Annotated in this window: 25 protein-coding genes; 8 read left to right on the top strand and 17 right to left on the bottom strand. The window is 55.6% G+C overall.

What is annotated here, in order from left to right; all coding sequences use genetic code 11:
- The first annotated feature begins 202 nt into the window (after positions 1-202).
- A complete protein-coding gene (ppx, locus tag MIH19_RS02795) occupies positions 203-1,729 on the top strand; it encodes an exopolyphosphatase (RefSeq protein ID WP_249007461.1) in 1,527 nt (508 codons plus the stop codon).
- A 78-nt stretch (positions 1,730-1,807) separates the two neighbouring features.
- Here ppx and MIH19_RS02790 read toward each other — a convergent pair whose 3' ends face one another.
- Positions 1,808-3,748 (bottom strand): ATP-binding cassette domain-containing protein, encoded by a 1,941-nt coding sequence (locus MIH19_RS02790; RefSeq protein WP_249007460.1) that lies wholly within the window; start codon positions 3,746-3,748, stop codon positions 1,808-1,810.
- 37 nt (positions 3,749-3,785) lie between these two features.
- On the opposite strand from MIH19_RS02790, the gene MIH19_RS02785 reads away from it, so the two are divergent.
- From MIH19_RS02785 to MIH19_RS02775, 3 genes are all read left to right on the top strand, one after another.
- Positions 3,786-4,355, top strand: coding sequence for a TIGR02444 family protein (locus tag MIH19_RS02785; protein ID WP_249007459.1), 570 nt, complete (start codon positions 3,786-3,788; stop codon positions 4,353-4,355).
- Positions 4,345-4,725 (top strand): DUF4124 domain-containing protein, encoded by a 381-nt coding sequence (locus MIH19_RS02780; RefSeq protein WP_249007458.1) that lies wholly within the window; start codon positions 4,345-4,347, stop codon positions 4,723-4,725. The genes MIH19_RS02785 and MIH19_RS02780 overlap by 11 nt, the downstream gene beginning before the upstream one ends.
- Positions 4,726-4,898: 173 nt before the next feature.
- Positions 4,899-5,615 (top strand): FKBP-type peptidyl-prolyl cis-trans isomerase, encoded by a 717-nt coding sequence (locus MIH19_RS02775; RefSeq protein WP_249007457.1) that lies wholly within the window; start codon positions 4,899-4,901, stop codon positions 5,613-5,615.
- Between the two features lie 71 nt (positions 5,616-5,686).
- On the opposite strand, the gene rsd is transcribed toward MIH19_RS02775, so the two are convergent.
- The gene (rsd, locus tag MIH19_RS02770; protein ID WP_249007456.1) at positions 5,687-6,169 is read right to left on the bottom strand and encodes a sigma D regulator; all 483 of its coding nucleotides are present in this window, start codon (positions 6,167-6,169) and stop codon (positions 5,687-5,689) included.
- A gap of 114 nt (positions 6,170-6,283) precedes the next feature.
- On the bottom strand, positions 6,284-6,814 hold the full coding sequence (locus MIH19_RS02765; protein WP_249007455.1) for a disulfide bond formation protein B: 531 nt from the start codon (positions 6,812-6,814) through the stop codon (positions 6,284-6,286).
- A 59-nt stretch (positions 6,815-6,873) separates the two neighbouring features.
- Between MIH19_RS02765 and MIH19_RS02760 the strand changes: the two genes are divergently transcribed.
- Positions 6,874-7,338, top strand: a complete 465-nt coding sequence (locus MIH19_RS02760; protein WP_249018616.1) for a flagellar basal body-associated FliL family protein — start codon at positions 6,874-6,876, stop codon at positions 7,336-7,338.
- A gap of 15 nt (positions 7,339-7,353) precedes the next feature.
- On the opposite strand, the gene gshA is transcribed toward MIH19_RS02760, so the two are convergent.
- From gshA to MIH19_RS02740, 4 genes are read right to left on the bottom strand one after another with little or no spacing between them, the layout of a single operon-like run.
- Positions 7,354-8,910: a glutamate--cysteine ligase gene (gshA, locus tag MIH19_RS02755; RefSeq protein WP_249007454.1), complete on the bottom strand. Its 1,557-nt coding sequence runs from the start codon at positions 8,908-8,910 to the stop codon at positions 7,354-7,356.
- Positions 8,911-8,962: 52 nt separating this feature from the next.
- Positions 8,963-11,314, bottom strand: coding sequence for a Tex family protein (locus MIH19_RS02750; protein ID WP_249007453.1), 2,352 nt, complete (start codon positions 11,312-11,314; stop codon positions 8,963-8,965).
- 60 nt (positions 11,315-11,374) lie between these two features.
- Positions 11,375-11,533 carry an EAL domain-containing protein gene (locus tag MIH19_RS02745; protein WP_249007452.1) on the bottom strand — a complete coding sequence of 53 codons (159 nt, stop codon included), beginning with the start codon at positions 11,531-11,533 and terminating at the stop codon, positions 11,375-11,377.
- Between the two features lie 19 nt (positions 11,534-11,552).
- A complete protein-coding gene (locus MIH19_RS02740) occupies positions 11,553-11,927 on the bottom strand; it encodes a hypothetical protein (RefSeq protein WP_249007451.1) in 375 nt (124 codons plus the stop codon).
- A 162-nt stretch (positions 11,928-12,089) separates the two neighbouring features.
- On the opposite strand from MIH19_RS02740, the gene rep reads away from it, so the two are divergent.
- Positions 12,090-14,108, top strand: a complete 2,019-nt coding sequence (gene rep / locus MIH19_RS02735; protein WP_249007450.1) for a DNA helicase Rep — start codon at positions 12,090-12,092, stop codon at positions 14,106-14,108.
- Between the two features lie 44 nt (positions 14,109-14,152).
- On the opposite strand, the gene MIH19_RS02730 is transcribed toward rep, so the two are convergent.
- Positions 14,153-14,566: a c-type cytochrome gene (locus MIH19_RS02730; protein ID WP_249007449.1), complete on the bottom strand. Its 414-nt coding sequence runs from the start codon at positions 14,564-14,566 to the stop codon at positions 14,153-14,155.
- Positions 14,567-14,764: 198 nt separating this feature from the next.
- On the opposite strand from MIH19_RS02730, the gene MIH19_RS02725 reads away from it, so the two are divergent.
- Entirely contained in the window at positions 14,765-15,100 is a 336-nt protein-coding gene (locus MIH19_RS02725) for a hypothetical protein (protein WP_249007448.1), read from the top strand.
- A 58-nt stretch (positions 15,101-15,158) separates the two neighbouring features.
- The gene (locus MIH19_RS02720) at positions 15,159-16,328 is read left to right on the top strand and encodes a phospholipase A (RefSeq protein ID WP_249007447.1); all 1,170 of its coding nucleotides are present in this window, start codon (positions 15,159-15,161) and stop codon (positions 16,326-16,328) included.
- A gap of 111 nt (positions 16,329-16,439) precedes the next feature.
- Here MIH19_RS02720 and MIH19_RS02715 read toward each other — a convergent pair whose 3' ends face one another.
- The 9 genes from MIH19_RS02715 to MIH19_RS02675 form a co-directional block, all read right to left on the bottom strand.
- On the bottom strand, positions 16,440-17,795 hold the full coding sequence (locus MIH19_RS02715) for a phosphomannomutase (protein WP_249008931.1): 1,356 nt from the start codon (positions 17,793-17,795) through the stop codon (positions 16,440-16,442).
- A 9-nt stretch (positions 17,796-17,804) separates the two neighbouring features.
- Positions 17,805-18,281 carry a bacterioferritin gene (gene bfr / locus MIH19_RS02710; protein ID WP_249007446.1) on the bottom strand — a complete coding sequence of 159 codons (477 nt, stop codon included), beginning with the start codon at positions 18,279-18,281 and terminating at the stop codon, positions 17,805-17,807.
- Positions 18,282-18,375: 94 nt separating this feature from the next.
- Positions 18,376-18,582: a bacterioferritin-associated ferredoxin gene (locus MIH19_RS02705; RefSeq protein WP_249007445.1), complete on the bottom strand. Its 207-nt coding sequence runs from the start codon at positions 18,580-18,582 to the stop codon at positions 18,376-18,378.
- 76 nt (positions 18,583-18,658) lie between these two features.
- Positions 18,659-19,963 carry a Xaa-Pro dipeptidase gene (gene pepQ / locus MIH19_RS02700; RefSeq protein ID WP_249007444.1) on the bottom strand — a complete coding sequence of 435 codons (1,305 nt, stop codon included), beginning with the start codon at positions 19,961-19,963 and terminating at the stop codon, positions 18,659-18,661.
- On the bottom strand, positions 19,953-20,870 hold the full coding sequence (locus tag MIH19_RS02695; RefSeq protein WP_249007443.1) for a LysR family transcriptional regulator: 918 nt from the start codon (positions 20,868-20,870) through the stop codon (positions 19,953-19,955). The genes pepQ and MIH19_RS02695 overlap by 11 nt, the downstream gene beginning before the upstream one ends.
- Positions 20,871-20,942: 72 nt before the next feature.
- Positions 20,943-21,956: an oligopeptide/dipeptide ABC transporter ATP-binding protein gene (locus MIH19_RS02690; protein ID WP_249007442.1), complete on the bottom strand. Its 1,014-nt coding sequence runs from the start codon at positions 21,954-21,956 to the stop codon at positions 20,943-20,945.
- Positions 21,953-22,951: an ABC transporter ATP-binding protein gene (locus tag MIH19_RS02685; RefSeq protein ID WP_249007441.1), complete on the bottom strand. Its 999-nt coding sequence runs from the start codon at positions 22,949-22,951 to the stop codon at positions 21,953-21,955. The genes MIH19_RS02690 and MIH19_RS02685 overlap by 4 nt, the downstream gene beginning before the upstream one ends.
- A gap of 4 nt (positions 22,952-22,955) precedes the next feature.
- Positions 22,956-23,888 carry an ABC transporter permease gene (locus tag MIH19_RS02680; RefSeq protein ID WP_249007440.1) on the bottom strand — a complete coding sequence of 311 codons (933 nt, stop codon included), beginning with the start codon at positions 23,886-23,888 and terminating at the stop codon, positions 22,956-22,958.
- A complete protein-coding gene (locus tag MIH19_RS02675; protein WP_249007439.1) occupies positions 23,885-24,934 on the bottom strand; it encodes an ABC transporter permease in 1,050 nt (349 codons plus the stop codon). Before MIH19_RS02675 ends, MIH19_RS02680 begins: the two co-directional genes overlap by 4 nt.
- Positions 24,935-25,055: the final 121 nt, after the last annotated feature.

Raw genomic sequence — 25,055 nt, 5'->3', positions numbered from 1 at the left:
CCGCACGATAACTCACGCTCTCTTCGTGGACCATGCTTTCAATGGCCAATACTTTACGCCATTGCTCCGTCTGTTGTGAAGCCTTCGCTGACAGGAGGGGAATTCCCTGCTCATTAAACCACAGTCAGTCAGGCTGGCTGACAGGCCCTTGGGTTATCGCTATAGTACGCCCTACGTTCATCCCACAAGGATTCCTAACCCCGTGACGGCAGAACCCAACGCCGAAAACGTTTCCGCGCCTCCTGATATGCTGGCCGCTATCGATATGGGCTCAAACAGCTTTCACATGGTGGTTGCGCGCCTGGTGCACGGCGAAATTCGCACCATGGAAAAAATGGGCGAAAAAGTTCAGCTCGGTGCCGGGCTTGACGCCCAGAACCGCCTGACCGACGAAGTTCAGGAGCGGGCTCTGGCCTGCCTGAGCCGCTTTGCCCAGCGCCTGCAGGGCATGCCGCCGGAAGCCGTGCAAATTGTTGGCACTAACGCCCTGCGCATTGCTCGCAACGCCAACGAGTTTCTCAGTCGCGCCGAGGAAGTGCTGGGCTATCCGGTAGAAGTGATTGCCGGGCGCGAGGAAGCGCGACTGATTTATCTGGGCGTTTCCCACACCCTTTCTGACGACACAGGCCGCCGGTTGGTAATTGACATAGGCGGTGGCAGCACCGAATTTGTGATTGGTCAGCGCTTTGAGCCGGAAGCCCTGGAAAGCATGCACATGGGCTGCGTGTCGTTTAGTAATCGCTACTTCCAGGACGGAAAAATCAACCGTCGCAGTTTAGACAATGCCATCACCCACGCCGAGCAAGAGTTGCAGAGTATTCGCCGCCAGTATCGGGCGATGGGCTGGCAAAGCGTTGTGGGCTCTTCAGGGTCGGTAAAAGCCATTGGCCAGGTTCTGACCACGCTCAAGATCACCGACGGCACCATCACCCTGGAAGCCATGCAGGAACTGCGTAAACGGCTGGTCAGCATGGGCCATGTTGAGCGGTTAGGCGAATTGGGTGTACGCCCAGACCGGCAAAATATTTTTCCTGGTGGTTTCGCTATTCTAATGGGCGCGTTTCAATCACTGGGCATTGAAACTATGAGCTTTGCCGATGGCGCGCTGCGCGAAGGTCTGTTGTACGGAATTATTGGGCGAATACGCCATGAAGACGTGCGGGAGCGAACCATTTCTGCACTGCAAGAACGCTACCACGTTGATCAGCTGCACGGCGCCGCCGTAGAAGCCAGCGCGGTGGCTGCCTGGGCGCAGGTTGCGGAAACCTGGAAGGTGAACAGCTTCAGCGACGAAGACACCTTGCGCTGGGCCTGCAAGCTGCATGAAATCGGCTTGACCATCTCACACAGCCAGTACCACAAGCACGGCGCTTATCTTTTACAATATTCAGACTTGCCCGGTTTTACCCAACAGTTCCAGTGGGATCTGGCGGCCTTGGTGCGCGGGCACCGGCGAAAGTTTACCGCAGCCATTTGGGCTGGAGCCTTAGCGGAAGACATCCCGCGCTTGCGCTATCTATGCATACTGGTGCGCCTGGGCGTGTTGCTGCAGCACGCCCGCAATCTGGAAGAACCACCAGAGCTGACGCTGGAAGCGTCTGCGAACAAGCTCAGCATTCGCTTCCCCGAAGGCTGGTTGGAACAGCGCCCACTCACCTTGGCAGACCTGGAAAATGAACGGGACTATCTGCTACGCCAGGACTTTAGTCTGGACATTGTTACTGAATAAAAAGCACTGAATAAAAAGCACTGAATAAGAAACTGGCGCCGCAAGCGCCGGTTTCTGCTGCAAAGCGGTAAAGCAACCTTAACTTTCCAGCTCCGCTTCCAGAACTTCGACCGTTTCACTGACGTCTAACCACTGGGATTCTACCACTGCCATTTTTTGGCGTGCCTCCGCCTGCCGCCCCAACAGCGTTTTCAACTGCTGTTTGCCGCTGTCACCGTACAGCGTCGGATTGGTCAACTCGGCGTCCATCTCCGCCAGCGCAGCCTGCATGCTGTCCATCTGTTTTTCCAGTGTGGCCTGTTGTTTGCGGAACGGACTGATTTTCTGGCGCACAGCCGCCTCGGCACGCTTGCGGGCCTTGCGATCATCGGCACTTTCACCATTGACGGCCGCGTCTTGACCACCCTCTGCAGCGGCAGACTGTCGCTTAGGCGCCTCGGTATCGTCTTTGCGGCGATCAGCCAACCAGCGCTCGTAATCCTCAAGATCACCCTCGTACTCAACGACACGACCATCGTTCACCAGCCAGAACTCGTCAACGGTGTTGCGCAGCAAGTGGCGATCATGCGACACCACCACAATGGCACCATCAAAGTTTTGCAGCGCCATGGTCAGCGCTTGGCGCATTTCCAGATCAAGGTGGTTGGTAGGCTCATCCAAAAGCAGAAGATTGGGCCGCTGCCAGGCGATCACCGCCAGCGCCACCCGAGCTTTTTCGCCGCCGGAAAAGGAACGTATCGGTGACAGGGCCGCGTTACCATGAAAGTCAAAACCGCCGAGAAAATTGCGAATACTCTGATCCGACGCCCGCGGGCTCAAGCGCTGCAGATGCAAAAAGGGGCTGGCGTCCAGATCCAGGGATTCGAGCTGATGCTGGGCAAAATAGCCAATGGCCAGATGCTCGCCGCAAGTGCGCTCACCGTTAATCAGCGTGGCCTCACCCCGCAGACTGTCCATAAGGGTAGATTTACCCGCACCATTAGGGCCAAGCAGACCAATGCGGCTGCCCGGTAACAGGCTCAGGTTCAGGTTGCGCAAAATAGTCACGTCGCCGTGACCAGCCTGGCCCTGGCGAATACTCAGCAGCGGGTTTGACACCTTTTCGGCCAACGGAAATTGGAAGTTGAACGGTGAATCAATGTGTGCAGGCGCAATTTTCTCCATGCGCTCCAAAGATTTTACCCGGCTTTGAGCCTGGCGAGCCTTAGTGGCTTGAGCCTTGAATCGGTCAATAAAGCGCTGAATTTCAGCAATGCGAGCTTGCTGACGCTCAAATCCGGCCTGCTGCTGAGCCAGCCGTTCACTGCGCTGGACTTCAAAAGCTGAGTAATTACCGCTATACAGCGCTAGATCGCGCCGATCAAAATGCACGACATGTGTCGCGACTCGATCCATAAAATCCCGGTCGTGGGAGATAAACAGCAGGGTTCCGGAGTAGCGCCTCAGCCAGTTTTCCAACCAAAGACAGGCGTCCAGATCCAGGTGGTTGGTCGGCTCGTCCAGCAGCATCAAGTCGGACGGGCGCATCAGCGCCTGAGCCAGATTCAGACGAATCCGCCAGCCCCCCGAAAAACTCGAAACCGGGTGATCAGCATCGCCATCACCGAAGCCCAGCCCGCGTAGCAGCGACTCGGCTCGGCGCGATGCAGACCACGCCTCGTGCAGGTCTAGCTCGCCATGGACACGGGCTTGGGCCAGGTCGTCTTGCGCAGCTTCCGCTCGTGCCAGTTCGTGTTCCAAGCGACGCAAGTCGAAATCGCCATCCAATACAAAGTCTCGAGCGCTACGCCCGGTCGCTTCCACTTCCTGAGCCATGTGAGCAATGCGACAACCTCCGGGCAGAGAAAAATGGCCCTGCTCTGGCGCCAAATCACCCAATATAAGCTGAAACAGACTGGACTTTCCGGCACCATTGGCACCCACAATGGCCATGCGCTGGCCCGGTTGCACGGTCAGGCTGACGCCTTCTAGCAACCACGCACCACCTCGTTGTAAACTAAGATCACTAATTGTTAACATGTTTTAATTCTGGCACTTTAATAATTTCAGGGAAGCCTTGGACACTGCACCGGACGATATCGCGATCATACCGCAAACCGCGGCCAGCCTGACACTGCCGGCAGATTTGCAGACTGACACAGAGCTTTGGTCTTTTGCCTTATCATGCTGGCAAAAACCGGGCGTAGCGTCTGCCTGTCTGTTATTGCAACAACAAGGCTGGAGTGTGACCCGCATTCTATGTGCTGCCTGGCTGGCGAATCAGCGCAGAACTTACACCGGGCTAGAAGCTGTTACGGTAACAGAGTGGCGCAACCGTGTAACCGTGGCACTGCGTGACGTAAAAAGGGCGCTGCCGAAAGAGTCGGAAAGTTGTTATGACCTGCGCGTAGACGTGGCTCGCCTGGAACTTGAAGCAGAGCGTGTCGAACTCGCTCTGGCGTGGCAAACACTGAACACTGAAATAGAAGAACCGGCAATGCAAGATCGCAACATTTTGATCATCGGCAACCTGACAGCAGCGGCGCCTTGTGCAGACAGCGCACGAGCAGCTGCCTCGGATATTCATCAACTGGCGTCTGCTTTGACTTTTTCGCGCCCCCCGGAGCGCAATCAACATGATGATTAAATGGCTGGTACGGCTAGCTTTTCCTGCCTTGGGCGTATTGTTATTACTGATCGTGTTTGGTTTAGGAACGCCCGAGCAAGTGACACAACCGTTGGCTAAAGAAACAAAACCGGCAGAAATTCCCGCCTTCGAAACTCTGGTACCAGAGTCAGTGGTGATAGATTCACCCGACATCATTTTCAAGTGGAAAGATACCAATGGCAACTGGCATTATGCTGACCAGCCACCGCCCAAGGGGCCCTGGAACACCTTGGCCATAGAACGGCCGAACCCTCCCCGTGGCACGGCTGGTAGCGCAGAGTCTAAAGTCGACTGGCAGGCGCCGTATAGCGCGCCATTCAACATGGGCGTAGGCGCTTCAGGAAGTTAGTAGGTGCTTCAGACAGTTAAGTGAGTGGCTACCGGGCCATTAACAGATGTTCAGTGGCGTAAAGCCGGTGTTATAGGTACCTTTTCGCCAGCATTATATCGAATACCCTCAGTCAGCCAGCGCCGGCCAAGCCCCGACGTTGCGACTCATTAACTAATATGAAGGATGGATTCATGAAGAAAACGCTGTTTGCACTGACGATTGCCGGCCTTATTGCAGGCTGCTCTTCCGCTCAGGAAGCACCGAAAGACCCCGCGTTAGAATCCAACAGCGAAAAGGTCAGCTACGGCATGGGCCTGGTTATGGGTGAGCGTATGGGTAACGACCTGCCAGACCTGCAGATGGAGCAGTTTCTGCAGGGCATCCAGCACGGCAACAACGGCGACCAGGCACAACGCCGGATGACTCAGGAAGAAATCCAGCAAGCGCTGATGTCTTACCAACAGCAGCTGCAGGAAGATCAAGCCAAACAGATTGAAGAAATGACACAGAAAAATGTGGATGCGGGAAACGCCTTTCTGGCTAAAAATGCCGAGCGCGAAGGCGTAACAACCACGGATTCCGGCTTGCAGTACGAAGTGCTTGAAGCCGGCAATGGCCCGCAACCCGGCACCGGCGACACGGTAAGAGTCCATTACACGGGCGAACTGCTGAGTGGCGAGGTGTTTGACAGCTCCCGCGAGCGCGGTGAACCGGTTTCATTCCGCCTGGACCAGGTTATTCCCGGCTGGACAGAAGGCCTGCAACTGATGAACGAAGGCGCGCGTTACAAACTCTATATTCCGTCAGACCTGGCGTATGGCCCGGGCGGCAATCGTGCGATTGGCCCCAATGAAACATTGGTTTTTGATGTGGAACTGTTGGCGATTAACCCGGACAGCGCCCAGTAACTGTATATTGTAGTTGGTACCTGGGCGACGGTTCTACAAGAGCTCGCCGCCCAGGCTTACCCACAAACCTCTCAGGCGGGCTCTGCTTTGTCTGCGTTAGCGGTGTGTAAGTGAGCAATCAGAAGGTCTTCCAACTCATAACGGCTGGCCAAGGTTTCACCCACTCGCGATAACTCCGTAAACAGCGCCTGCATTTCCGACTCGGAAAGTTCGCGGCCATCTACCTTGTCATTAAAATCAAGAATCACTTGGGTGGTTTCGGTAATACGCGGATACACTTTCGCGGCCAATTCCAGGCCCTCATCGTCGTTAAATTCCCGCGCCTCACGCACCAATTGCTCGTAGATTTCAAAGTGCCCGGCGGAAACGTAATCCATCAACATTTCGCACAGCAGAACCAGTTTGGGTCTCAGGCTTTCGGTCTGGGAATAGTCGTTTTCGGCAGACAGCTCACAGTAGCGCACCAGTACATCCTGACGCTCCTTAAGCCAACGGTCGATCAGATCACTGACCCCACCCCACCGCTCACGGGCATTTCGACAATGATCCAACATAACGGCTGTACTCCACTGGGTGTTCTATCTGGCTAATGCCTGCTGAACTTCAACATACGTCAATGCAAGTTACCCTATGGCGGTAACCCGCCGCAACCGTTTGTGGCTGCGGCCTTACCAGGACCGCTTAGACGCGGGGCGCAAACACAGATAAAGACCGATCAACGCCACACAAACGAAAAATAGCGCGCTCCAACCCGGAATGCTCAGTCCCAGAAAGCGCCAGACCACCGTCGCACAGTCACCGGTCCCGCGAACCGCGGTTGCCAGCACGTCCAGCCACGGCAACACATCCAGCATGTAATCCACCGATGGGCCGCAAGCCGGGACCTGGTCCGCAGGCAAGCTTTGCAGCCAGAGCTGGCGACTGGCCAAGCCCAATCCGGTACCTGCAGCCAGCGCCAAAAACAGACCGTATACCCGTGCGGCAATCGGCCCCGGGCCGTGCAGCCACGCCAACAGGCTGACCAGCCCGGCTGCCATGAAGGCAAACCGCTGCAACCAGCACAAAGGACAAGGCTCCAGCCCCATCACATGTTCCATATAAAATGCCACCGCAAGCAGTGCGGCACACACCAGAAAAATAACAGCAAACATAATTCTGCTGGTCAAAAGATCACCTCGAAAATAGGAATGGGACTGCATCCAGGCTGCCAGCCTGTTATTGTGATATTCGTTGTTCAACTACTGTAATTATCAGGATTATGACTGCATTGACAAAAATGACGCCAAAAATGTTGCCAAAAATCTTCATCGCCCTGTTTACGATGTCGCTCGCAGCTCTCGCCTACAGTGAAGAGCCCGACGAATCGGCTGAACCAGCAAAACCAGCAGAACTGACCATTACCGATTATATATCGTTGGAGCCCGCGTTTGTGACCCACATAGGGCCACCAGGCGGCAAGCTTTCCTATCTGAAAGCCAGTGTTAGCTTGCGCGCCGACGCCAGCACCACTCGCCCCGCCGTAGAAGCACACATGCCACGCATACGCCATGAGCTGGTGCTGCTGTTTGGCGAACAAAGCGATGTTGATGCCCTTACCCGGCCAGACACTCAGCAGACACTGGCAACAGAAGCCACTGCCCGCGTTAATCAGGTACTGGAAAACCAGCACACCGGTGAAGTTGTCAGCGGTGTGCTGTTTACCGAGTTTGTCGTGCAGAAGTAATCCATACTCCGATGTTCAGCTTTGCTGATACTGGCGCAGGTAATCGGCAAAGCTTAGCGTATCCGCGGCTTCAATCTGTTGCTGCTGTTGCAAGGACTCAAGGCTAAACCCTTTATATTGTTGCTGCACAGCGTCTGGCAGCGGCTGCGCGAGCAAGCTGTGCTTGTGCTGGTGAGACATTTCCAGCGTCCAGTCCCGGTGACCTAGGCCACTGCTGGTCATTGCATCCAGGACCTGCTGCGATGGCAAAAACCAACTGCCTTCCAGCTTGTGCCGCTGCTCCGCCAGAGCCCGCACATAGGTGGCGTCGCCATTCCAACCGTCGAGCTGTTCCGCCAGTGGCTGCAGCGAGTCCAGAAGTTCAAGCGCCGTCTCTCCAGCGTTAACACTGCGATTGCCCACTTGCAGCGCCAAGTCGCGCCCGCGCCCGCGCGCGACAACATCCTTGAAATTGTTATCCAGCCGGGCACACTCGTCGTCACCAATCCACGGGCTGTCCTGTAACAGGCAATCCAACAAGAACAGGTCAAGAAAATCCACTTGCGGCGCGGTAATACCCACGGCTGCAAACGGGTCCAGATCCAAACAACGCACCTCGATGTACTCCACTCCGCGGCTCATCAACGCGTGGATGGGTTTTTCGCCACTGGCGGCGGTGCGCTTCGGCCGTAAGGCACTGTAATACTCGTTTTCAATCTGCAACACGTTGGTATTGAGCTGAATGTATTCACCGTCGCGGTTTATGCCCAGTTTTTCGTAGGGCGGCCAGGGCGTGTGAATGGCTCGCTCCAGAGTCCGGGTATAGGTTTTCAGCTCGTTAAAACAGATGTTCAGAGATGCCTGGGCATTGTTGTGGTAACCCAAATCGCCCATCCGCAACGAGCTGGCCTGCTCACCATAAAAAGTATTTGCATTAAAACTGCTGAGGTTGTGCCTGACGTTGGCAACAAAACTCTGATCCAGCGCCGGTGAAGCGCCAAACAGCAGCATTAACAGCCAGCTACGGCGGCGAAAATTACGAATCAACCAGAAGTACTGCTCGGATTTGAAATCTTGCAGGCTCAGCTCGCTGCCGCCCACAGCCTGCTGCCACTGCTGCCAAAACCCTTCGGGTAACGACACGTTGTAATGAGTGCCGGCGATACTTTGCATCATTCGCCCGTAGCGCACCGCCAAGCCCTGGCGATACACGTGTTTCATTTTACCCACATTGGAGCTGCCGTAATTGGCGATGGGAATACTGCTGTCGCCATCCAGGCCACAGGGCATACTGGCGGCCCAGAATACTTCGTCGCCCAAGTTCTGCTGTACAAATTGATGGGCGTGGCCCAGCGCTTCGAGCATGCCGGCGGTGGTGTTATACACCGGCGTAATCAGTTCCAGAAGAGATTCCGAATAATCGGTGGTAATGCGGGGGTGGGTTAACGCCGAGCCCAGAGCGTGCGGGTGCGGGGTTTGTGCGATGAAGCCGCTGGCATCGGCACGCAGACCTTCTTTTTCAACACCTTTACGAAAGCCCTGCCACTCGCTGGCGGCAAACTGCTCAAATATGTGATGGCGTGATTGAGCCATGAAAAACTCCTGCTGCAACCGCTATGGTTGCCAAGTAAAGTTGCCAAGTAAATTAACGGTCGCGCTTGTTGGCCGACGCCATGGCCTGAGCCAGAGCTCCTGCCATGGCGCCTTGACCTTGACCCTGACCCGGATTCTGATTTGCAGCCGGCGCCGGTTCACGCGCGCCAGCCGCATTGTTGCGATTTGGGCTTGAGGTTTTGTCACCACGGGGCCGTTCAGCCGGCTGCTGGCCAGGCTGATCACCCATGCGCATGGTCAAAGCGATGCGCTTACGCGGAATATCCACCTCCATCACCTTCACTTTTACGATATCGCCCGCTTTCACCACTTCCCGTGGGTCTTTTATAAAACGGTCTGCCAACGCCGATATATGAACCAGGCCGTCCTGGTGCACGCCAATATCCACGAAGGCGCCAAAATTGGTGACGTTGGTGACCGACCCCTCCAGCACCATTCCCGGCTCCAGATCTTTCAAGGTTTCTACGCCTTCTTCAAAGCTGGCGAAGCGGAATTCCGGCCGCGGGTCCCGCCCCGGCTTTTCCAACTCGGCGAAGATGTCTTTAACCGTAGGCAAGCCAAACTGCTCGGTCACATAATCCTGCGGGTTCAGGCTGCGCAAAAATGCTACATCACCCACCAGGTTGTTCATATCCCGATGATTTTTAGCGGCGATGGTTTCCACCACGCGATAAGCTTCCGGGTGCACCGAAGACCGATCTAACGGATTATCCCCATCGCTGATGCGCAAAAAGCCCGCCGCCTGTTCGAAGCTGCGAGCGCCCAGACGCGGCACTTTCATCAGCTGCTTGCGGTTACGGAATTGACCGTTCTGGCTGCGATAATCCACGATGTTCTGGGCGATGGTGGGGTTTAACCCAGACACACGGGTTAACAGCGGCACCGACGCGGTGTTCAGATCGACTCCTACGCCGTTTACACAGTCTTCTACCACTGCATACAGACTGCGCGATAGCTGTACCTGCGATACATCGTGCTGATATTGGCCCACACCAATAGATTTTGGCTCAATTTTAACCAGTTCCGCCAACGGGTCCTGCAAGCGCCGGGCAATGGATACCGCGCCGCGAATGGTGACATCCAAGTCCGGCAATTCCCGCGAGGCGAATTCCGATGCTGAATAAATAGACGCACCCGATTCGCTGACCACAATGCGCGCCAATTTCAGTTCCGGGTAGCGCTTGCACAGATCGGCCACCAGTTTATCGGTTTCCCGCGAGGCAGTGCCATTACCAATAGCCACCAGTTCGATGTTGTACTGGCGACACCATTTGCGCAATTGCTCTATCGACGCTTCCCACTGGTTTCGTGGGGCGTGGGGAAATATAGCCCCGTGGTCTACCACCTGCCCTATGCCGTCAATTACGGCCACTTTCACGCCAGTACGCAGGCCTGGGTCCAGGCCCAGAGTGGCCCGGGGCCCGGCCGGAGCCAGCAACAACAAATCTTTGAGGTTATCAGCAAATACTTGGATAGCCTCGGTTTCAGCGGCCTCTCGGACCTGGCCAATCAGATCGGTTTCGAGCTGGCCAGACAACTTTACCCGCCAGGTCCAGCGCACCACTTCGGCCAGCCACTTGTCGGCCGCCCGGCCCTGGTCGCGGACATTCCAGTGGGCGGCAATGTAAGATTCCGCCGGGTGCGGCTGGCGACGATCATCGCTGTTTTCTCCAACGGCAATGGTGTAGCTCAGAATACCCTCGTTGCGGCCACGTAGAATAGCCAAAGCGCGGTGTGACGGCACTTTTTTTAACGCTTCGCTGTGATCAAAGTAATCACGAAACTTGGCGCCTTCGGCCTCTTTGCCGGCAATAACGGTGACTTTCAGCTGGCCTTGCTGCCAGATGAAACCGCGCAACTGGCCCAGAAGTTCGGCGTCTTCTGCGAAACGCTCCATCAGGATGGCACGGGCGCCTTCCAAGGCCGCCTTGCTGTCAGCCACATCGGCGTTAACGAACTGCTCTGCCAGAGCCTCTGGCGCTTGTGTTGGGTCGTTATAAAGGCTATTTGCCAGTGGTTCAAGGCCGGCCTCACGGGCAATCTGGGCTTTGGTACGGCGCTTGGGCTTGTAAGGCAGGTAAAGATCTTCCAGACGATTTTTGGTGTCTGCCCCATTAATGCTGGATTTCAGCACATCGGTCAATTTGCCCTGCTCGTCAATACTGGCGAGGATGGTGGCGCGGCGGTCTTCCAAATCGCGCAGATAGCGCAAGCGCTCCTCTAGGGCTCGCAACTGGATGTCGTCAAGCGCGCCGGTCAGCTCTTTGCGATAGCGGGCAATAAAGGGCACAGTCGCACCGCCGTTTAACAGTTCAACGGTGGCGTTAACCTGCTCTTCACGTACACCAAGCTCATTCGCAATGCGTCGGGAAATACTGTTCATGCTACCTCTGCTAATCACGTTCGCTGACAAACAAAGTGGCAAAGGTACAGCGGCACAGGATTACAGGCAAGCAGACTGCCTCTGATTACGGAAGAACTGCACCAGCTGGCCCCAAGGCATCGGCCGGGCAAAATAGTAACCCTGTACGTGGTCGCAATTCGGTTGCCGTAAAAACTCCATCTGCGCGTATGTTTCCACGCCCTCTGCTGCTACGCTCATATCAAGGCTATGGGCCAGGCTAGTATTGCCAGCCGTCCAACTGTTGGCGGCATAAATAATCTGCGGCTCCCGCCGCAGTCGTAGTGATACTCTGGCTTGCCGGCAGGTCAGCGCCCATAACAACTACGGGCTTATCTCCGCAGGCTTGAACAAGATGGGCTAACCAGGCATTCATGTCACCGTTGTCCAGCTGGCAGTCCCACAACATTACGTCAAACGGCTTCTTGGCCATAGCACGCTCGAAACTTGCGGTGCCTGCACACCAGGCAGCACTCATGACCAGGTCATCGCTGGCCGCTGCCCAGCTGTTTAACCATAGGAAATCGCGATAATCCGGAGTCAGCACCAACAGGCGGATGCCAGGCTGATCAAAAAAAGCTAAAGGCGATACCATCTGCGAATCCATGAGTTTGTAAGATTTTCTGCACCAATGCGCTGTAATTCAAGCCATACAATTCATTAACAATAGCTTACTTTCCGGTAGGGTGCCGATTGCCCAGGTGCTGTAGAATAATCATGATATTAATGCACTTTGCAACCAGGCTGCTGTGACGCCGTGACAAAACTCAATCCCAGACAACGCGAAGCCGTGCGCTATGCCGATGGCCCCATGCTGGTACTAGCGGGGGCCGGCAGCGGCAAAACCAGCGTAATTACCCGCAAAATTGCGTTTCTAATCGAACAACTGGGTATTCCTGGCCGGCACATTGCGGCCGTGACCTTCACCAACAAAGCCGCACGAGAGATGAAAGAGCGTGTTGGCCGCATCATCGATCGAAAGCTAACCCGTGGATTAACCGTGTCCACCTTTCATAATCTGGGCCTGAACATAATCCGCGAGGAACATGACCACCTGGGCTATCACCCCGGATTTTCCATTTTTGATGCCGAAGACGCCAAAGCCCTGCTGCAGGACTTAATGTTAACTCATGGCAGCACCGACGCTGGTGATGAACTGAACCCGGTACAGATGACCATCTCTTCGTGGAAAAACGCCATGCGTACGCCTGCCGAAGCACTGAGCAAGGCTGCAGACGAGCGTGAACAGAGAATCGCCATCATTTATGGATACTACAACGAGTACCTGAAAGCGTACAACGCCGTTGACTTCGATGACCTGATTCTACTGCCGGTGATGCTGTTTCGCCAGCACCCGGACGTGCTGGCGAAATGGCAGCGTAAAATTCGTTACATGCTGGTGGATGAGTACCAAGACACCAATATGTGCCAATACGAGCTGGTAAAACTCTTGGTGGCAGGGCGCGCCGCTTTTACCGTAGTGGGTGATGATGACCAGTCGATTTACGCCTGGCGCGGAGCGCGGCCAGAGAACCTGGCACAGCTGGAACAGGATTTCCCCAGCCTGAAAGTGGTTAAGCTCGAGCAGAATTACCGTTCAACAAGCCGCATACTGCGTGCCGCCAACACAGTGATTGCCAACAACCCACACGCCTTTGAAAAAGTGCTGTGGAGCGATCACGCCATTGGCGAAGAAATCCGCATTATCCGCTGCCGCAATGAAGAAGCAGAAACCGAGCGTGTAGCCACCGAAATACTGGATCAGAAGCTGAAGCAGGGCTTGGGATTCAAAGATTTTGCGGTGCTGTACCGGGGTAACCATCAGGCCCGACTGCTGGAAGTGAAGCTACAGGCCTATCAAATTCCCTATCGCATCTCCGGCGGCCAATCGTTTTTTGCCAAAAGTGAAATCAAAGACGCCATGGCGTATTTGCGCTTGCTGATCAATCCCACTGACGACGCCGCGTTTTTACGGGTGGTTAACGTGCCCCGCCGTGAGATTGGCCCACGCACACTCGAGCAATTAAGCCACTACGCCCGCGCTCGCAACGTCAGCCTGTTCAAAGCACTGGGCGATATGGGCGCGCAAAGCCACGTGACCGACAAGGGCCTGGAGCGCCTGCGTCGCTTCGCCCACTGGGCAGACGCTACCTGTGAGAGGCTACACAACGATGACCCTGTGCAGGTAATCAAGCAGCTGTTTACGGACATAGAGTATGAGGAATGGCTGCACCAGCATTCTGGTTCTCCCAAACAGGCGCAGCGGCGCATGGAGAATATCTGGTATCTAGTGGATTCCATCCAGCGCATGCTCGACGATGGCAAAGGCACCGCCGACGAAATAGGCGTGGAAGACGCCATTACCAAACTGATCCTGCGGGACATGATGGAGCAGCGCGAGGAAGAAGACGACAGCGACAAAGTGCAACTGCTGACCCTGCACGCCTCCAAAGGCCTGGAATTTCCCCACGTGTTTATCATCGGGCTGGAAGAAGAGATTCTGCCGCACCGGATGAGCATTGAAGAAGAAAACATCGAGGAAGAACGGCGGCTGATGTACGTGGGTATTACCCGGGCACGGGAAACCCTGACCCTGACCTATGCCGCGTCTCGCCGGCAATACGGCGAAAAAATAGAAACCATTCCGAGCCGCTTCCTGGACGAACTGCCGGAAGGTGATGTGCGCTGGCTGGGTTTAGGGGACGCAGATGTCGAAGTGAACCAAAAGAAGGGAAAAGCGACGCTTAGCGCTCTGCTGGGGGACCTGGGCGCCTGACACCGGGCAGTCCGCATTGGCGAACCGCCCGGTTTTACGCAGTGTTACTTGCTTTGAGCCACCAGGTGCTCAACGGCCGCAGCAATCTCTTCATCCGGGCAGCTAACACAGCCACCTTTGGCTGGCATGGCGTTGTAACCATTGATTGCGTGGGAGATCAACGTGTCTATGCCTTGCTCGACACGCGGCGCCCAGGCACTGGCGTTACCAATAACCGGCGCACCAGCCGCTCCCGTGGTGTGACATGCCATGCACACCGCACCATAAACTTCCGAGCCAGAGCGAGGGCCAGCGTTGGCTGCGACCGTTGGAGCTGCCGCTGCGCCACAGTCTTCACCCTGCAAGCAGAGACTGCCTACCGGCTGGATACGGGACAGAATTTCGTCATCAACATTTGCCATAACGGCGCCGGCTGTCAGACCAAAACCAAGCAGAACAGCGGCCAGAATTCTCTTCATCTTCACAATGCACCTCGCATTCAAGCGTTATAATAATAAGTTGCCGCATTATAGCGGCTGTGCGTCGGCAAAAAAACCAACACGCAGATTGATACAGCAATTTCAGCACCGTTTGTTGGTATTTGGTAAATCACAAGACCTGTCGCGCCGTTATGGTTACCATACGTTCTAGGCCCGTTTATCGCTCAGGAATTCACCATGACACAACCCAGTCACTCTTCCCATCGCTTGCGCAAGCCGCTATTAATTATAGAGTTTACCGCGCTAGCTATACTACTGGGCTCTATGACCTGGTTTGGTTACAGTACGCCGCCGGGCGAAGTTCTGGCGCCCGCCTGGCTGTTGATACCCGCTATGGCCAGCCTGCTGGTTTTTACCAGTTTTATTGGCCTGATGTACCTGCGCTGGGTGGTTACCGCAGGCGCAGAGCGTCAAAATCACCATAAACTAATTTTCGCATTGCTGGCGTTGACGATGTCCAGTGTGTGGTTATACGGCGTAGCAAATACCTGGATCAGCCTGAACGCCCAGTAAAACGCCACCATTTGCACGCCGTTTTTCTTCCGCTAAAGGTCACAGAGACACTACCAACATGCTATTCACACCTGTGTTAACAATTATCCGGCAGCGCCGCCACGTGTTGGCACCGGCACTATCCACAGCACTAGCCGCCGCATTGTGCACCTTGGCCTGGGCGCCTGCGACCAGTGCCCAAACCGGCGCTGAGCCTATGGCAGATCAACCGCTGTCCGCCCAGGACTGCGCACTGATTCGCGATGGATTGCAACGCCTGGCCTGTTTCGATGAGATTTACCAGCCTGATCAGGCCCGCGACAACGCCAGCACCGAACAACGGCAACGGGTCGAAATCGCCACCGAGGCACTACCGCCAAGCAAACGGGCGATGGAAGAAGCGCTGGATAACCCAGAAGCAAACGACGAAACTGCGGTGATGTCATCGATTCTGGACCGCTACCTGGAAGCGGAAGAATCCCTGTTTTCATTCTCTGGCAGTTTTATTCGCCACCGCCCGAACTACATTCTGCCAATCACCTGGTCAGACCACCCAAACCAGACACCCACAAGCCCGCGCCTGGGCGTGACCGGCTACGACTACGGCCTCAAGCGGGAAGAAGCCAAGTACCAGATCAGCTTCAAAGTTCCGCTGCTCACCGGCTTTATGGATAAACGCACTACGCTTTGGTTCGGCTACACCCAGAAGTCTTTCTGGCAGCTTTACAATCAGGATGAGTCCGCGCCGTTTCGTGAAACCAACTACGAGCCTGAACTGTTTCTGCGCTACCAATCCGACTGGAACATTGGGCCGGGCCGCCTGAACACGTTGAACCTGGGCATTAACCACCAGTCAAACGGTCAGGCCGAGCCGCGCTCGCGCAGCTGGAACCGCATTGTTGGCATGGGAACTTACACTTACAACCGCTGGCTGTTCATGGTTAAACCCTGGATACGCTTGCCAGACGGCAACACCGACGACAACGACGATATTGAACGCTATCTGGGCCATGCCAGTTACCACGCCGTGTACAAACTGACGGAAGACCGCACCTTCTCACTGAAGCTGCTGAACAACCTGCGCGCCTCAGACAACAAAACCTCGGTGGAGTTTGGCTACAGCTTCCCCATGGGCGATACCATCAAAGGCTTCGTGCATTATTACAACGGTTACGGTGAGAGCCTGATTGACTACAACGAGCGCATTCAGAGAGTCGGCGTGGGAATTATGCTGAACGACTGGCTGTAATCCTTAGCGCAGCGCCAGGGCCAGAAGTATAAAGAAGCAAAAAGGCCCTGCCGGGTTTGATTGTCCGGTAGGGCCTTTGCACAGATTGCACAGAGCAAATTACAATCACGCTTACAGGGCGTTCAAACGCTCCATTTCCGCCAGCAGTTCGTCGGTTTTCTCTCGCATCAACGGTATATCACCACGGGACTCCACGTTCAGCCTTACCACCGGTTCGGTGTTGGACATACGCAGATTAAAGCGCCAGTGATCGTATTCCACACTCACGCCGTCTATGTGGCTCACACTCTTCGCCTCGGCGCCGTATTTTGCTTCGATGGCGGCAATGACAGCAGCGGGGTCTGCGATCGTGCGGTTAATCTCGCCGCTGGCCGGGTAGGCGTCAATACGGGCATCAATCAACGATGACAGCGTGCAACCCGCCTGGCACAAGCGCTCGGCCACTAGCAGCCATGGAATCATGCCGCTGTCGCAATAGGCAAAATCCCGGAAATAATGGTGGGCACTCATTTCACCGCCGTACACCGCATCTTCATCGCGCATACGCTGCTTGATGAACGCATGGCCGGTTTTGCTTTCAACGGCAACTCCGCCAGCAGCGGCAACCAGGTCCAACGTGTTCCAGATCAGGCGCGGGTCGTGAATCACCTTACCCGGGCCGGTCTTGCGCAGAAACTGATCGGCCAACAGGCCAACAATGTAATAGCCTTCAATAAAGCGGCCATTTTCATCGAAGAAAAAACAGCGATCGTAATCTCCGTCCCAGGCGATACCCATGGCAGCGCCACTGGTTTTTACCGCGTCTGCGGTGGCTGCACGATTTTCTTCCAGTATGGGATTGGGAACACCGTTGGGGAAATGTCCGTCTGCGTTGTGGTGCACTTTCACAAATTCGAACGGCAGGTGCGCCTCAAGCTCATCAATCACCAGCCCGGCACCGCCGTTACCCGCATTGACCACCAATTTCAGCGGCTTCAGATCTGCACCGTTGATATAGCCCAGAAGGTGATCAATGTATGCGCTCATGGTGTCCAGGGTTTCGTAACGGCCCTGAACCTGGGCGTCCGCAAACGGTTCCAAAACGCGGTCACGGATGTCGTTCAGCCCATTATCTGAACTGATCGGCCGCGATTCTGGCCCCACCATTTTCATGCCGTTGTGGTCACGGGGGTTGTGGCTGGCGGTGACCATAATACCGCCATCCATGTCGTAATGGCTGGTGGCAAAGTACACCATTTCGGTACCGCACAGGCCGATGTCGTAGACGTCGGCACCTGCAGCCATCAAACCTGAGCACAATGCCTGGCTGATCTCGCGGCTGGACAAGCGAATGTCATAGCCGACAATGATTTTTTTCGCGCCGGTTACTTCCACATAAGCACGGCCAATAAGCTCCGCCAGCTTAGGGTTCAGCTGGTCTGGAACACGGCCACGAAGGTCATACGCTTTAAAGCAGGACAGATCCATTGTCGACATTTACTCCGCTGCACCAGACTGTAACTGGATGTAGTTTTGAATACCCATCTGGCTGATCATTTCCAGCTGGGTTTCCAGCCAGTCGATGTGCTCTTCTTCACTGTCCAGAATGCTGCGGAACAACTCGCGGCTGGTGTAGTCCTGAACAGATTCGCAGTGAACGATGGCATCTTTCAGATCTTTATGAGCAAGGTGTTCGATTTTCAGATCGCATTCGATCATTTCCTGAACGTGCTCACCGATCATCAGTTTGTTCAGATCTTGCAGGTTAGGCAGGCCGTCCAGAAACAGGATGCGCTCGATCAGTTGATCGGCGTGTTTCATTTCGTCGATGGATTCTTCGTATTCTTTAGCCGCAAGCTTGGCTATGCCCCAGTCTTTGTACATGCGTGAGTGCAAAAAATACTGGTTGATGGCCGTCAGCTCGTTGCCCAAAACCTTGTTCAAGAACTGAATAACTTGTTTATCACCTTTCATAGCGCCTCTCCCCAAAGATTTTGATCAGTTCGGGTAACAATAGCGCGTTATGGCGATGGTTAGAATCGCTGGAATGATAAACCTGGACGGGCACTCAGGCCGGGTGGGCCAGCATGCCGGCCAATGCCATATAATCTGGAGCGTTGTAATCGCGGAGGATTTCACGAGCGGTTCGTGCGCAGCAGCCGCACTGGGTTCCCACACCCAGCTCTTTACCTAACTGGCGCATAGACGTTACACCGTTGTCTGCTGCGGCACGGATATCGCGATCGGTTACGCCGTGGCAAAGGCACACATACATAGGACTCTCACTTACGCAATGGAATGTTAGTGATAATTATTGCCATTGCGATCTTAAAGTTCAAGCCCTTTGCGTATTAATTTTCGTTCAATCTGCTCAGATTTCGTGCACCCGTATCGGTAACCAGCACGTTGTCTTCCAGCCGCACACCGCCGCAGCCCTTCAATTCGATCAGTATCTTGGTGTTGATATGCTGCGCCAATGGTCCTGCTAGCAACGGTTCTAGCAGCGAAGGAATAAAATACAGACCCGGTTCAATGGTGACCACCATGCCGGCTTCCAGGGTGCGGGTTAGGCGCAAAAACGGCGCTTCCGCCGGCGAGGGCACAGGCTTACCGGCTACATCATGCACCTGTATACCCAGAAAATGGCCAATGCCGTGGGGGAAAAACACCCGGGTAATGCCCTGCTCTACCATGGCTTCATCGCTGATACCGCTTACCAGCCCACTGGCACTGAGCAGCGCAGCGACACCGGAGTGAGCCTTGCGGTGGATCGCCAGGTACTCAACACCGGGTGCAACCATCTGGCACAGGCGTTCGCGCAACAAATCCATGCCTTTTACCAGTGCTGCGAATCGGCCTTCGCCCGCAGCCGCATAGGTACGGGTAATGTCCGAGCAGTAACCGCGGTAACGCACACCCGCATCCATCAACAGGCTGCGGGACTGCGCCGGTGCCGTGGTGTCGTAATATTGGTAATGCAAGGTACCGGCGTGCTCGTTCAGGCCGATAATGCTGTGGTAAGGCGCCTCGGTTTCACGCTGAAAGGTAGCCTGCTGATACGCCAAATTAATCGCAAACTCACTGGCGCCATAGGTGAACGCCGCGGCTGCAGCCTGGTGGCCTGCCAGAGCAATATTATTGGCACGGGTCAGGCAGGCCACTTCATAGTCGGTTTTGTGCATGCGGGTTTCATCCAGCGCCGCCGTCAGCGCCGCCGGATTATGGTCACCTGGCACGCCCGTAAGCAGGGCCGGATCACCCACAACGGCCAGCCCTTTACCCTGACCAGTCTCGGCCGGCAATGGCGGCAGGCCGCGTTTGGCAATGTAGCGAATATCCAGCGCCTGCTGCCAGGGCTCGCTTGGCAGCTGCAAAGTCGCGTGCCAGAAATCCACCGGCTGATACAGCCACAGCACCGGCGTTGCATCTGCCTGAATCAGCAGCCAGGCGTGTTCGTAGCCGGTCAGGCCGGTCCAGTGCAGGAACGGACCAAAGCCCTGGAAAGACGCGCCCTGGTCGTCGCCATAGCGCATGGGCGCAGCACCAGCGCTGATCAACAGCGCGCTGTAGCCTTGGTCCGCCAGCGCACGCTGGTAGCGCTGCTGCAACTCGGCAATGTGGGCAGGTTGCAGGGCCAGAATTTGGTTATCGGTCATATTGCGTTTCCAATGTGTTCCAGAGTGTATTGAAATCTTGGGTGCGGGGCTGGCTCAGGCGCAGCAATCGAATTTCCAGTGTTACGTCCCAGCGCTCATCACCGGCGCGAACCAGGCTGCCAGATTCTTCGCTTTTTTGTGCCATGCGCTGGGGTAACCAGCCCATACCAAAACCCTGCTTTACCAGGGCTTTCACGCTAGACGATTGGGCGTTTTCATTCAGCGGTAACAGATTGGCGGTGATCTTCTGCCGCGCCAGATGGGTGGTAATGGCGGGCTGTAAAAAACCCCGCGGATGGTAAGCAATCAGCGGCACCGGCTGCGCCGCACTGCCCGGCAGAACAAAACGTGGGGCGCCCTGTTCGTCACCGACGCTCAGCGGTATCAGTGCCTCCTTTGACAGTGTCATAGAGCGGTAGGCACTGCTGTTCAGCCGCTCACGCCAGGGCAGGTCTTCATGCCAGTAGCACAGCACCAGGTCACAATCGCCGTTGTCGAGCGCGTCCAGAAACTGCTCGCCTACCCAGTTAGTGGCCTTCAGATTCAGTTGCAGCCGCTCGGCTACCCCAGCCTGTTGAGCCCAGGTCTGGTAAAAATGGGAGAACAGACCCTGGGTTGAACCCACACTGATGCGGGCATTGGCTTCGGATTCAAGGTGTTTTACCCGCTCGCGGGTGTCGCGAACATCGCGGGTGACCCGCGCGCACAATTCGGCGAAAACCTCACCCGCGGGCGTCAGCGACAGTGGCAGGGTCTGGCGGTTAACCAAGGTTGCACCCATGGCGTCTTCCAGCAGACGAATACGCCGGCTGAAGGTAGGCTGGCTGACGTGTTGAAGCTCAGCCGCACGGGAAAAATGGCGGGTACGGGCCAGCGCCATAAAATCTTCCATCCAGCGTACTTCCATTTTCCCCCACGACCTTGCGGACCATTGGACTTACATCAAAGGCGCCATAATAACGCATCGGCTAATGAGTCTTCACAAACGGCCTTCTTCAACCCCGTGGCAGGCCACTTGGCCACCGTCACCTGTGGCGAACAATTCCGGGATTTCCTGGCGGCAGCGATCATTAGCGTAGGGGCAACGGCCATGGAATACACAGCCAGGGGGCAAATTGACCGGCGTAGGCACCTCGCCCTGTAGGCGAATGTAATTGGGCCGGCCGTCTTCCAGCCGCGGTATCGCGGACAACAATGCCTGGGTGTAAGGATGCCGCGGGGTGGCAAACAACGCCTTGGTAGGCGCCAGTTCGCAGACCCGGCCCAGATACATCACCGCCACGCGGGTGCCAAAGTGCTCCACCACCGCCAAATCGTGGGTGATAAACAGATAGGTCAGATTGCGCGATTCCTGGGCGTCCATCATCAGATTCAGCACTTGCGCCTGAATAGACACATCCAGTGCCGAAATGGGTTCGTCCGCCACAATAAACTCCGGGTCGACCGCCAAGGCGCGAGCTATGGCAATACGCTGGCGCTGGCCGCCGGAGAACTCGTGGCCAAAGCGGCTGCCCCAATCCGGATCAATACCCACCGATTGCATTACCTCCTGTACTTTATTAAGCACGTCGGCTTTGCTCCACTCGGGGTGGTGAAAGTGAATGGGTTCTTCCAGAGTTTGCTGAATGGTCATCCGCGGGTTCAGCGAGGCGTAAGGGTTCTGGAAAATCATCTGCATTTTGCGGCGGTACGGCAGCAGCGCTTTGCCTTCCAGCGTGTCGATGCGCTTGCCTTCATAGTGCACTTCACCAGCGGTGGGCGACAGCAAGCCCATAATAGTGCGGGCAACCGTAGACTTGCCGCAGCCAGACTCGCCTACGACGCACAGGGCTTCGCCTTTGAACACCTGCAGATTCACGCCGTTGATGGCGTGTACCGCTTCCTGTTTGCGTTGAAAACGTCCGTTTTTGAAGCTGACCTGCTCCAGCAGGCTACCAGACAGATCAAATTTCTTTTCCAGACCGCGAATATCAACCAACGGCGAGGCGCTCATGGGGCCACCTCCCGGGCTTGCTGTTCTTGTGCAATCAAACGTTCCACCTCATAGCAGGCAACATCTACATTACCGGCCCGCACATACTCGGGCATGCTGCTGCGGCACTCATCGGTCGCGAATGAGCAGCGCGGGTTGAACGGGCACCCGCTGGGTACATTCTTCAACGACGGCATGGCACCGGGAATCTGAAACAGCCGCGCACCGGGCTCGCCCATTTGCGGCAGTGCGTTTATCAGCCCCTGGGTGTAGGGATGCTGAGCATCGTTGATGATTTCGCGGGTAGGCCCCTGCTCGATGATACGGCCGGAGTACATCACCAGCATGCGCTGGGACACCTGGGACACCACGCCCAAGTCATGGGTAATCAGCATTAGCGCGACGTTTTCCTGTTCGCACAAATCCAGCAGCAGAGCCATAATTTCCGCTTGAATGGTCACATCCAGAGCTGTAGTGGGTTCGTCGGCAATAATAATTTCCGGGTCTAGCAGCAAGGCGATGGCAATAATCACCCGCTGGCGCATACCACCAGACAGCTCATGGGGGTATTGGTCCAGGCGTTTCTCCGGGGACGGAATCTGCACCTTGCGCAGCTTGTCTATCGCAATGGCCCGCGCATCTTTGGTGCTGATCCGGCGGTGGGCCTTGATGGCTTCCACCATCTGGGTGCCAATGGTCAGCACCGGGTTCAGGGTCATCATCGGGTCCTGAAAAATCATGGCGATGCGATTGCCGCGGATTTTCCGCAGTTCACGCTCGCTCATGGCCGCCAGGTCTTTGCCTTCGAACAGAATCTGCCCGCCGGCAATGTAGCCCGGCTGCGCAATCAGATTGAGAATGGAAAAGGCCGCCACGGATTTACCCGCACCGGATTCCCCAACCAGGCCCAGCCGTTCACCTTTGTCCAGCGAGAAACTGATGCCCCGCAGGGCTGTCAAATCGCCACCGCGCACGGCAAAGCGAACATCCAGGTTTTTTACTTCCAGCAATGCCATCGGATTATCCCTTGTACAGCCGTGGGTTCATTACATCGCGCAGCCAGTCGCCCAGCAGGTTGATCACCAGCACCAACACCACCAGCACCAGGCCGGGCAGCAGGGTGATCCACCAGGAACCGCTCTGAATATAGTCGAAGCCGGATTTGATCAGCGAGCCCAGCGACGGCTGGGTTTCAGGCATACCCAGGCCAAGAAAAGACAACGCCGCTTCGGAAATAATGGCGTTGGCAATTTGCACCGTACCAATGACGAAAATGGGCGACAGAGTATTGGGCAGAATGTGGCGAAACATAATGCGATTGGTACGAAAACCCATCACCTTGGCCGCATCCACGTATTCCTTTTTCTTCTCTGCTAGCACCGAGGCTCGCACGGTGCGGGCAATTTGCGGCCATTCGGCCAACCCGATGATCAAAATCAGCATGTAAATGGCGATTTCACCAAACATCAGGCTGCCAAAGCTGGCCTTGAACACCGCGCCCACAATAATCGCCACCATCAAGGTAGAGAACGACAGCTGCACGTCAGCGATGCGCATCAGAATGGCGTCTACCCGACCGCCCATGTAACCGGCCAACAGACCAAACAAAATGCCCAGTACGGCTTGCAGAATAACCGCACCAAAACCGATCATCAGCGACACTTGGGTGCCGTACAAAATGGTCGACAGCATATCCCGGCCCTGGGCATCGGTGCCCAACGGGAAGGCCTCGTCGGCGCCGCTCATACCAAGCGGCGGCAACTCCGAGTTCATAATGTCGATTTGCGCCAGATCGTACGGATCGGTTGGCGCCAGCAAGGGTGCGAAAATCGCCGACAGAACCATCGCCAACAATACGATGAAGCTAATAATGGCGACCTTGTCGCGCTTGAAGCTGTACCAGATGAAAGAGTCGCGGACGCGAGCCCAACGGGAGACAGTCGCGGTCATCATGCTTTTTTACCGGTCAGTTTTACAGTGGGGTTCACCAGGCCGTAGATCAGATCCACAATCGTGTTGGTAATTACAAACACCAGCCCCACCACCATCAGGTAGGCCACAATTAGCGGAATGTCGCTGCGGGTAATGGCTTCCAGAAACATCAAGCCCATGCCCGGCCACTGGAATACGGTTTCGGTAAGAATGGTGTAAGCGACCATGATGCCAAGTTGTACACCGCCCACCGTAATCACCGGCAGCATGGTGTTTTTCAGGGCGTGCAGAAAGTTGATACGGCCGGAAGACAAGCCCTTGGCGCGGGCGTAACGAATGTAGTCGCTTTGCAGCACTTCCAACATTTCCGCACGAATCAGCCGGATAAACAGCGGCAGCATGATAGACGCCAAAGACACACAGGGCAGTACTAGGTGCCAAAGGCCATTCGAAGAGAAAAACCCTGAATTCCAGGTACCGAACAAATGGGTAAGCTCGTCACCACGTCCGTAAGACGGCAAACCGCCATCGGTAGACAGCGCGCCGTTTAGCCAGGCGCCCCAACCGGTATCCGTTGGAAACACTTCAATCGCAACCCCAATCGAAAACAGCTGAATCAGCACAATGGCGGTCAAGAACACCGGAATTGAAATACCCACGGTGCTGATGCCCATAAAGAATTTCGACAGAAATGCTTGCGGGCGAATGGCCGCGTACACGCCGATGGGCACCGAGAAAACCATAATGATCAGGGTGGCACCAATCACCAATTCCAAGGTGGCCGGAAGGTGTTCGGCAATCACCTGTAACGTAGGCTTGCCGTAGAAGTACGAAATGCCCAGATCTCCCTGCAGAGCATTACCGGCAAAGCGCGCATACTGCACGTAAATCGGGTCATTCAAACCCATGTCTTCACGTATCGCATCACGCTCTTCCAGCGACACCGACATGCCCACCAGTTCCTGCAGCGGGTCACCCAGGCCGTCCTGAATGGCAAACGCGATCATGCTGATCACGAACATGACCAGAAATGCCTGAGAAATCCGTTGAACCAAAAACGCTAGCATGAAAAATGTCCGGATTAGGCGTCAATAAAAAAGCCGGTTGCGGGCGCCCTAGAGAGAGTGGGTGCCCGCAACCGGCCGGGTTTTACGGGTTGATCAGGTACGATTTAGGGTGGTCAGAGGC

It is taken from the genome of Marinobacter sp. M1C, from assembly GCF_023314135.1.
Classification (GTDB): Bacteria; Pseudomonadota; Gammaproteobacteria; order Pseudomonadales; family Oleiphilaceae; genus Marinobacter.
This window is presented reverse-complemented; position numbering and strand designations above follow the sequence as displayed.